Raw genomic sequence first — 9711 nt, 5'->3', positions numbered from 1 at the left:
CGGGCGGGCACCGATCCCGCCACCGCCTCCGGCCCGGCCGGCCCGGACGGGCCGGGGGCGGTGCCGCCCGCGCCGGTCCGGGCGGCGGTGCCGGGTGCCCGCAACGGCTACTCCGGGAGCGGGAGTTCGAACCAGACCGTCTTGCCGTGGCCGGACTTCCGGCTGCCCCAGCGTTCGGCGAGCTGGTTGACCAGTTGCAGGCCCCGGCCGCCCTCGTCGGTGTCGTCGGCCTCGCGCATGCGCGGCAGGGTGGTACCCGCGTCGGCGACCTCGCACAGCAGCGCCCGACCGCGCAGCAGGCGCAGTCGGATCGGGCCCGCGCCGTAGCGCAGCGCGTTGGTGACGAGTTCGCTGACCAGCAGCTCGGTGATGTCGACCAGGGGGTCCAGACCCCACTCGGTGAGCGTCTTGCGGCTCAGCTCGCGGGCCCGGGAGACCACGGCGGGTTCGGCCGGCAACCACCACGAGGCGACCGAGTCCTCGGCGAGGGCGTCCAGGCGGGCCACCAGAAGGGCCACGTCGTCGAATCCGGGCTCCTCGTGCACGTCCGCGACGATCCGGTCGGCGGTGCGCTCCAGGGGCCCCGGCGGGCCCTCCAGGGCCTCGCACAGCAGGCCGATGCCGACGTCGAGCGAGCGGTCCCGGGTCTCCACCAGGCCGTCGGTGTACAGCACCAGCGTGCTGCCCGACTCGACCGCGAAGTCGCCCTGTTCGAAGCCCAGTCCGCCCACGCCGAGCACGGTGCCCGGCGGGTTGTCGACCACTCTGGGCCGACCCGTCGGCGGCACCAGGATCGGCGGCATGTGACCCGCGCTGGCGAACTCGCAGGTACGTGTGACCGGGTCGTAGACCACGTAGACACACGTCGCGTAGTGCAGTTCCCCGAGCCCCACCACGATGTCGTCCAGATGCCCCAGCACCTCGGCGGGCGGCAGTTCCAGCCCCGCGAGGGTGCGCACGGCGGTGCGCAACTGGCCCATCACCGCCGCCGCGTGCACCCCGTGGCCCATCACGTCGCCGACCACGAGCCCGATCCGGCCGCCGGACAGCGGGATCACGTCGTACCAGTCGCCGCCGACCTCGGTGACGGAGCTGCCCGGCAGGTAGCGGTGCGCGACCGCGATGCCCGGCAGGTCCGGGAGGTTCTGCGGGAGCAGGCTGCGCTGCAGCATCACCGCGGTCTCGCGCTGGTGGTGGTACAGCCGCGCGTTGTCCACCGACACCGCCGCGCGCGAGCCCAGTTCGGTGGCCAGGGTGAGGTCGTCGGGGTCGAAGGCGGGTCGGCCCTCGCCGCGCCCGAGCAACAGCGTGCCGAGCACCACGCCGCGGGCGCTGAGCGGGACCACGATCATCGTATGCAGGCCGAGGGCCCGCGCCGCCTCGGCCCGGCTCGGGTCGTGGATCAGCTCGTCGTACATCTCGTCCTGCACGTTGCGCATCAGGTACGAGCCGCCCGTGCGCAGGCAGCGGCCGAACGTGGAGTCGGCCGCGTAGACCAACGTGCTTCCCTGGCGCAGCAGTTCGTCGGTGTATCGCCCCGGGCGCGCGCCGCGTGAGGCGACCCGCTGCAGGCGGGCCTTCTCGGCGTGCGCGCCGGGCGGGATCTCCTCGCCCTGCACGATCGCCTCCAGCAGGTCAACCGCGGCCAGGTCGGCGAATCCGGGCACCACCGACGCGGTCAGCTCCTCCGCGATCCGGGGGATGTCGAGGGTGGCGCCGAGCCGGGTGCCGGCCTCGTTCAGCAGCGCGAGCCGCTTGCGCGCGGCGTCGACCTTGACCATCGCGTAGTGCCGCTCGGTCACGTCGATCAGCGAGCAGCTGATGCCCAGGATTCGGCCGCCGTGTGCCTCCAGGCGGTTGTACGACATCGACCACACCGTGCGCGGGCTGCCGTCGACGGGGATCGGGCCGAAGATGCGCGAGTCGACCACGGGCTCGCCGGTCTCCAGGACGCGCTGCTGGATGGTGCGCACCCGCTCGGTGTCCATCCCGGGGCGGACCTCTTCGAGCCGGCGCCCGATGTGCGCCTCGACCGGCATGCGGTTGATCGCGGCGAGCGCGTCGTTGACCGCGACGTAGCGCAGGTCGGCGTCGAAGATGCCCACCCCGATCGGCGACTGGTCGAACAGCGCCTCGCGGATCGCGAGGTCGGCCTCGACCTTGTGCACCACCAACGAGTCCATCGAGGTGATCAGCACGAACCGGTTGCCGTCCAGATCCTCGGCGAAGGCCGCCCGCGACTCGACCGTGCACAGCGTGCCGTCGCCGCGGCGCATCGTGTACAGCCCGGCGAACACGTCGACGCCGGACACCGCGTCACTCGTCGCCGCCTGCTGCTCGGGGGTGAACGGCGGATACACCAGGTCGACCGCGCGGACACCGAGGATGTCCTCGCGTCGATAGCCGAACAGCTGCTCGGCGGCGGCGCTCCACATCACGATCCGCCCATCGGCGTCGAGCACCCAGGTGGCCGACGGGACGAGGTCGAACAGGGATCCGGGCGCCGTCGAGCGCCGGGCCGGGTCCCCCGGATTCCGGTCGACTTCTCGGCGCTGCTCCATGGACGGCGGATTCCTTTGTCGCTGCTACTCCGGACCGTTTTCCCGATTGATCACCATCTCAAGCCCGGCCCCCGGGCACGGCCACGTCGACCTTATCCATGCGTTGGCAGCGATTCGTCACCTATGACCCGCTTTCCGGTAGCCGACTCACCCATGACGGCCGCGACCAGGTCCACCGCCGGTCGATCCGCCGCCAGCCAGCCCAGGTCCGCCACCGCGGCCGGGGCGAGCCACCGCACCTCCGAGTGGTCCTGGAGCGGGCGCGGCTCACCCGAGACCAGATCGGCGAGCCACACACGCAACACGTACCCTGTCCCGAGCGGCCACGCACCGGGCAACCGGCGCACCGGGCGCACGGTCACGCCCAGCTCCTCGCGGCATTCGCGCACCAGCGCGGCGGTCTCGTCCTCGCCCGGCTCGACCTTGCCGCCGGGGAACTCCCAACCGCCCGCCAACGCGGCGGGCGCGCTGCGGCAGGCGGCCAGCAGGCGTCCCCGGTGGAGGATCGCGGCGCCGACGACGATGCGGGTCCCGGTCATGGCGGACAACTCTACGTGCCGAGCGGGCGCGGCAGCAGGCAACCTTTGTCGGTTCGCGAGCGTCTGTCTTCGGGGACATGCTTCCCGAACGGACCGGATCCGGACCCGGGTCGCCGAACGAGGTGGGGTGGGCTGTGGCGGGATCCCGGTACCCGGGCCTGCGGGGGGTGGGGCGGGCGCTCGCCGTGTTCGCCGCGGTCGCCGCCGTACTCGCCGTGTTCGCGCTGTCCCGACTGACCGCGCACGCGAGCGATCCCGCCGCGCGGGCCCGCTCCGCCGCGGTGGACGTCGGCTGCGACGGGCGCGACCGGCAGGGGTGGGTGAGCGTGCCCGTGTCCTTCTCCGGCGAGACCTACCGAGTCCAGGCGTATCTGCCGCGGAGCTACGACGGCAACGATCCCAGGCCGCTGGTGCTCAACCTGCACGGCAGCAACAGCACCGGCGCGGCGCAGATGGCGATCACCGGGATGGGGACGTCCGCCGAGCGCCACGGATTCGTCGTCGCGATCCCCGAGGGCGGGCTGAAGTATCCGGGCAGCGGTCCCGGGCGGGCCTGGAACATCCCCGGCGTGCCGCTGTACGGCGGGCATCCGGCCGCGGCGGGCGGTCGGGACGAGGTCGGCTTCGTGGGCGCCGCGCTGGACGCGCTGGACCGCTCGTTGTGCCTGGACGATCGGCGGGTGTACGCGACCGGGTTCTCCGGCGGTGCGCGGATGACGTCGCTGCTCGGGTGCACGCTCAGCCGGCGGATAGCGGCGATCGCCCCCGTGGCGGGCCTGCGCGCGGACGGCACGGACGGGGCCCGGCCGGCGCCGTGTCGGCCGATCCGGCCCGTCCCGGTGCTGACCTTCCACGGGCTGGCCGACCAGGCGAACCCCTACGACGGCGGGCCCGCCTCGCGCTGGACGTATCCGGTGCCCGAGGCGGCGCGGCGCTGGGCCGGGATCGACGGCTGCCCGGGCAAGCCGGTGCGCACGCGCGTGTCCCGGCACGTCGAGCGCACGGCGTACGACGACTGCGCCGGCGGCACGGCGGTGGTCCTGTACACCCAGTCCGACGCGGGGCACACCTGGCCGGGCGCGGCCGGGGTCGAGGTGCGCGGCTTCGGGCGGATCAACCAGGAGATCTCGGCGAACGACCTGATGTGGGCCTTCTTCACCAAGTACTCGCTGTGACGCGGCGCGGCCGCGCGGGGCGGTCCGGGCTCAGGACTGCGGGCGCAGCCGGTCGAAGCCGCGCATGATCGCCCGATGCGCGGGGCGCTCCACCAGCACCGTGAGCAGCCAGCCGAGCCCGATCGCGAGCAGGCCCAGCGCGAGCAGTTGACCCCACGCGCCGACCCCGTGGTCCTGGAGGCGGCGCATCACCACGTAGCCGATCGACTGGTGCACCAGGTAGACCGCGTAGGTGATGCCGGCGATCCACTCGAGCACGCGGCCGGCCCATCCGGGCAGGAAGCGGTTCCAGTCCGGACCGAGCGCCGCCAGGCAGATCGCGGCGATGCCGACGGCCAGTCCGACGCTCCAGGACACGTGCCGGGTCTGGCACAGATGCGCGAGCGTACAGGCGCCCAGCAGGAGTACCGCGTGCGCGCCGCGCACCCGCCGCCGCGACCACAGGTGCACGACGATGCCCGCCACGAACAGATGCACGCGGTACAGCCCGAACCCGTCGTAGAGGGTGCGGAACGCCTCCGATTGCAGGTGCAGCCGGATCGGCAGCAGGAACATCTCGACCAGCAGCACCGTCCACAACGCCCCGGCCGTCGCGTCGCCGTGCACCCGACGCCATCGCCACAGCGCGAAGATCGCGGTGAACCAGATGAGTTGCAGCGGAATCGTCCAATAGGCCGCGTCCACATAGGCGTAGGACTGCGGTTTCCAGTTCCACAACATGGCCAGATTGGCCAGCACGTCGCGCAGGTCCGGGGCGTACCACCCCGGCGGCGCGCACAACCGCAGGAACAGCGAGGTGCCCAGGACGCCGACCAGGAAGGCGGGCAACATCCGCGCCATCCGGCCGACCCACCAGCGGACCACGTCCCCCCGGCGCAGCGAGTGCGCCGCGAAGTAGCCGGAGACGACCAGGAGCAGGCTCGCGCCGAGCTGGTACGGGAACACGATCGGGCGGGCGACCAGTTCGGGATGCCACTGGCGGGCCAGGTAGGTGCCGTGGAAGAGCAGGACCAGTGCCACGAACGCCACCCGCAGCAGATCCCAGCAGACCCGGCGCCGTTTCGCGGGTGCCCGATCGGCCGAGGTGTCGTTTCCGGGCCGTTCCGCTGAGCTGAAGGGCATCCGACGTCTTCCCGTGGACGGCGTGGGCGGGCACGGGTACGGCAGATCCGAAACCGACCCCGACCAAAGGACCCTATTACGTGTGCTTTGGCGTGCGGACGCCGATGGATCACCGATCGGCGCCCGTACGATGGACTCATGTCGTCAACCAGCCGCGTCCTGCTCGCCGCCCCCCGGGGCTACTGCGCGGGCGTCGACCGAGCCGTCGAGACCGTCGAGAAGGCCCTCGATCTGTACGGTGCGCCGGTGTACGTGCGCAAGCAGATCGTGCACAACAAATACGTCGTCGAGACGCTGGAGAAGCGTGGGGCGATCTTCGTGGACGAGACGGCGGAGGTGCCCGAGGGCGCCACGGTCGTCTTCTCCGCGCACGGGGTGGCCCCCGTGGTGCACGAGGAGGCGGCGGCCCGCTCGCTGCGCACGATCGACGCCACGTGTCCGCTCGTGACCAAGGTGCACAAGGAGGCCGTGCGCTTCGCCGAGGAGGGCTACGACATCCTCCTGATCGGCCACGAGGGCCACGAGGAGGTGATCGGCACCTCCGGCGAGGCGCCCGACCACATCCACCTGGTGGACGGGCCCGAGGGCGTCGCGAACGTCGAGGTGCGCGACCCGTCGAAGGTGGCCTGGTTGTCCCAGACCACGCTGTCCGTGGACGAGACCGTGGCCACCGTCAAGGAGCTGCGCAAGCGGCTGCCGCTGCTGATCGACCCGCCCAGCGACGACATCTGCTACGCGACGCAGAACCGCCAGGTCGCGGTCAAGCAGATCGCCGCCGAGTCGGACCTGGTGATCGTGGTCGGCTCGACCAACTCGTCCAACTCGGTGCGGCTGGTCGAGGTCGCGTTGGAGGCGGGTGCGCGCGCGTCGTATCTGGTCGACTACGCGGAGGAGCTGAAGGAGGAGTGGCTGGAGGGGGTCGGCACGGTCGGCGTCACCTCCGGGGCCTCGGTGCCCGAGGTGCTGGTCGACGGTGTGCTGGCCTGGCTCGCCGAGCGCGGCTTCGGCGACGTGCACATCCACCGCTCGGTCGAGGAGCGGCTGCAGTTCGCGCTGCCGCAGGAGTTGCGGCGGGATCTGCGCAACGCCTGAGCGGTGGGCGCGTGGGGCGCGATGTCGTGGGGCCTGTCCGGGTGCGCTCGGGCGGGCCCTTTTCGGGTGGCGGGCCCTTGTGGGTGGCGGGCCGGCGCGAGCGCCGGCGGGCGGGTCGCTCGGGCGCGGCTGCTCGGGCGCGGTCGGTCGGGCGCGGTCGGTCAGGCGGCGTTCGAGGCGCGGTCGATCAGGCGGCGTTTGACCAGGACCACGACGGCGGCCAGGGCGGTGCCGCCCCACAGCAGACCGGCCTTGAAGGACAGCGCGGTGATCAGGTCCAGGCCGACCCGGGTGAGGTAGCTCTCGTGCGTGTCGCCGCCGAGGAGGGTGCTGACCAGCACGACGGTCACGGCGAAGGCGATCGGCGGCGCGATGATGGCGGCGATCCAGTCCTGCGCGCGCACCTTCCAGGCCACGAAGACGGAGCTGATCAGGAACGCGAGCCCGAACACGACGCCGAGGCCGTCCGTCGCCAGGTGGTCGACGAGGCCGCCGAGCAGGGTGCCGCCGAGGCCGAAGACGGCCGCGCCCGCGGCGGTGAGGCCGCCGGTGTGGGCCGGGCGGTACGCGCCGGAGGCGCCGGGCGGGCGCCGGGGCGGGGCGGGGCGGGGGTGTTGGCCGGCGGGCCGCGGCGGGCGGGCGCGTCGGGGCGGGGCGGCGCGGTCCATCCGCCCGCGCTCGGCCGGCGGTGGGCCCGCGGCGGGTGGGGGCGGGCCGGTCGGCGGTCGGCGACGCACCGGCTCACCTCGTCCCGGCGCCGGCACGGGAGGCCGCTTCGGTGGGTTCCGGGGCGGGACGGGACGCGTTCCCGCTCGGCTGCGCTGTTCCATCCCCACAAGGTATTGCCGCATCGCGGTCAAAACCGTCCAAGAACACGAAAAACCTCACCCCGCCCGTGTCGAACCGTGCGTCCGGTCGCCGTTCCGTCCCCGATTGTCCGTCCTCGATCGCCGTGGATCGTTCCGCTTGTGCCCCCGATCCGCGGGGGCTCACCGGGGAGGACGCTCGCGGGGCGGGAATCGGTGGCGGAATCGGCCGACCAATTCGGCGGACGGGCGAAATCGGGCGGGCCGTCACCCCCGGGCGCCGCCCTCCACGAGGTCGACGGCACGGACCACCTCGTCGGTGCTCAGCACCCGGACCTCGATGCCGCGCGGCGCGGCGTACCGACGCAGGTCCACCGCCAGATACGCCAACGTGTCCTTGTCCAGGAAGTTGATCGTGTGCTGCTTCCGGGAGCCGTCGCGCATCGTGCAGCGCACCACCGCGTAGCAGGGGGCGTCCCCGGTGTTGACCTTGAGCTTCGCCTCGACCGCGCCGATCTCCTCCCAGCGCAGACCACGGGTGCGGAACAGGCCGTGGAAGACCAGACCGTTGGGGCCGATCGACAACTTCCGGTACTGGTAGAGCGCGTAGCCCAGGAGCACGAACAGGGTCAGTCCGCCCCACAGCACGGCGCCCCAGAGGGTGGACAGGCCCAGATCGGCCAGGTCGAGCAGGCCGAGCCCGACCGGGACGAACGCGGTGACCAGCAGCACCCGCATGGGTTTGGCCTCCCACAGGACGCCGTCCGTCAGTTGCCTGCGGTTGAGGTTGATGTTCGAGGTGCGGCTCATCGATGTCCCCGTCGTTGAGTGGCCGGCGTACGAAACCAGGGATGCTACTGGCCGCGGGCCACCGCCTACACTTCCCGGAGGCGCTTGTATGTCCGCAGCGCGCCACATCGATCGCCGAGAAGCCAGGGAATCCAGTTGTCGCTCACCATCGGAATCGTCGGCCTGCCCAATGTCGGCAAGTCGACCCTCTTCAACGCCCTGACCAAGAACGACGTGCTCGCGGCGAACTACCCCTTCGCGACCATCGAGCCGAACGTGGGCGTGGTGGGCGTACCGGACCCGCGACTGGACAAGCTGGCGGAGATCTTCGGGTCGGCCCGCAAGATCCCGGCCACCGTCGACTTCGTGGACATCGCGGGCATCGTGCGCGGCGCGTCCGAGGGCGAGGGCCTGGGCAACAAGTTCCTCGCCAACATCCGCGAGTCGGACGCGATCTGCCAGGTCATCCGGGTCTTCACCGACCCCGACGTGGTGCACGTCGACGGCAAGATCTCGCCGGCCGACGACAAGGAGATCATCGAGACCGAGCTGATCCTGGCCGACCTGCAGACCATCGAGAAGGTGCTCCCGCGCCTACAGAAGGACTCGCGCCTGCAGAAGGACAAGATCGCCGTCGCCGCCGCCGTGCAGCAGGCCAAGGAGGTCCTGGAGGCCGGCACCACGGTCTTCGCCGCGGGCCTGGACCCGGAGCCGCTGCGCGAGCTGCACCTGCTGACCGCCAAGCCGTTCCTGTACGTCTTCAACGTGGACGAGGAAGAGCTGGTCAACGAGACGCTCAAGGCCGAGCTGCGCGAGCTGGTCGCGCCGGCCGAGGCGATCTTCCTGGACGCCAAGATCGAGTCCGAGCTGATCGAGCTGGACGAGGCCGAGGCCCTGGAACTGCTGCAGAGCCTGGGCCAGGAGGAATCCGGCCTGTCGATCCTGGCCCGCGTCGGCTTCGACACCCTGGGCCTGCAGACCTACCTGACGGCCGGCCCCAAGGAGGCCCGCGCCTGGACGGTCGCCAAGGGCGCCACCGCCCCCGAGGCCGCCGGCGTCATCCACACCGACTTCCAACGCGGCTTCATCAAGGCCGAGGTGATCGGCTTCGCCGACCTGGTCGAAACCGGCAGCCGCACCGAAGCCCGCACCAAGGGCAAGGCCCGCATGGAGGGCAAGGACTACATCATGCAGGACGGCGACGTGGTGGAATTCCGCTTCAACGTCTGAGCGGATGAAATAACATCACGTCGCTGATGTGGCAAACAAGCAGATCAGAAGGGGCCGGGCTCTTGAGAGCCCGGCCCCTTCGTCCATACCGTGCTGGTTCGGTGCTGGATTTTCTGACGATTAGTCACCTCTGCTGGGCCCTGGGAATGGAACCGCTGTGACGACCTGATCGGTTGCGTCAGCTCCTGCCTTCCGGCGCCGCCGGCGGCGGACGGCCCAGCTGCCTGCGGCTGCCAAGCCGCCGGCAATCAGGGATGCAGGTAGCTGAGTGAGCAGGCCCTCGATTAGAAGCCGTTGGAAAGCCATGTCGCGCTCCCTCGTTCGATGTTGACGCATCAAGCGTGGCCCGCCGGGTGCACAGTTTTGACAGTTCTGGACAGCGTTGGACAACATCAGA

8 protein-coding genes are annotated in these 9711 nt (G+C 71.5%); 3 read left to right on the top strand and 5 right to left on the bottom strand.

Annotated features, from left to right (window positions below; translation table 11 throughout):
- Nucleotides 1-107: 107 nt before the first annotated feature.
- On the bottom strand, nt 108-2561 hold the full coding sequence (locus tag EMA17_RS45310; protein ID WP_126643067.1) for a SpoIIE family protein phosphatase: 2454 nt from the start codon (nt 2559-2561) through the stop codon (nt 108-110).
- Between the two features lie 92 nt (nt 2562-2653).
- A complete protein-coding gene (locus EMA17_RS45305; RefSeq protein WP_126643066.1) occupies nt 2654-3100 on the bottom strand; it encodes a (deoxy)nucleoside triphosphate pyrophosphohydrolase in 447 nt (148 codons plus the stop codon).
- 134 nt (nt 3101-3234) lie between these two features.
- Between EMA17_RS45305 and EMA17_RS45300 the strand changes: the two genes are divergently transcribed.
- Nucleotides 3235-4275 (top strand): extracellular catalytic domain type 1 short-chain-length polyhydroxyalkanoate depolymerase, encoded by a 1041-nt coding sequence (locus tag EMA17_RS45300; RefSeq protein WP_160161801.1) that lies wholly within the window; start codon nt 3235-3237, stop codon nt 4273-4275.
- A gap of 30 nt (nt 4276-4305) precedes the next feature.
- Here the strand turns inward: EMA17_RS45300 and EMA17_RS45295 are convergent, their stop codons facing one another.
- Nucleotides 4306-5397 (bottom strand): acyltransferase family protein, encoded by a 1092-nt coding sequence (locus tag EMA17_RS45295; RefSeq protein WP_126643064.1) that lies wholly within the window; start codon nt 5395-5397, stop codon nt 4306-4308.
- Between the two features lie 138 nt (nt 5398-5535).
- Here EMA17_RS45295 and EMA17_RS45290 point away from each other — a divergent pair, with 138 nt between their 5' ends.
- Nucleotides 5536-6489, top strand: coding sequence for a 4-hydroxy-3-methylbut-2-enyl diphosphate reductase (locus EMA17_RS45290; RefSeq protein WP_078976857.1), 954 nt, complete (start codon nt 5536-5538; stop codon nt 6487-6489).
- A 161-nt stretch (nt 6490-6650) separates the two neighbouring features.
- Here the strand turns inward: EMA17_RS45290 and EMA17_RS45285 are convergent, their stop codons facing one another.
- Nucleotides 6651-7226, bottom strand: a complete 576-nt coding sequence (locus tag EMA17_RS45285) for a DUF6542 domain-containing protein (RefSeq protein ID WP_126643063.1) — start codon at nt 7224-7226, stop codon at nt 6651-6653.
- Between the two features lie 336 nt (nt 7227-7562).
- Nucleotides 7563-8105: a hypothetical protein gene (locus EMA17_RS45280; RefSeq protein WP_126643062.1), complete on the bottom strand. Its 543-nt coding sequence runs from the start codon at nt 8103-8105 to the stop codon at nt 7563-7565.
- Nucleotides 8106-8240: 135 nt separating this feature from the next.
- On the opposite strand from EMA17_RS45280, the gene ychF reads away from it, so the two are divergent.
- Nucleotides 8241-9314 (top strand): redox-regulated ATPase YchF, encoded by a 1074-nt coding sequence (gene ychF, locus EMA17_RS45275; protein ID WP_078976854.1) that lies wholly within the window; start codon nt 8241-8243, stop codon nt 9312-9314.
- Nucleotides 9315-9711: the final 397 nt, after the last annotated feature.

The sequence above is a fragment of the Embleya hyalina genome, from assembly GCF_003967355.1.
Classification (GTDB): domain Bacteria; phylum Actinomycetota; class Actinomycetes; order Streptomycetales; family Streptomycetaceae; genus Embleya; species Embleya hyalina.
Note: the sequence above shows the minus strand (reverse complement) of the source record. Positions and strands in the feature narration are given on the sequence as shown.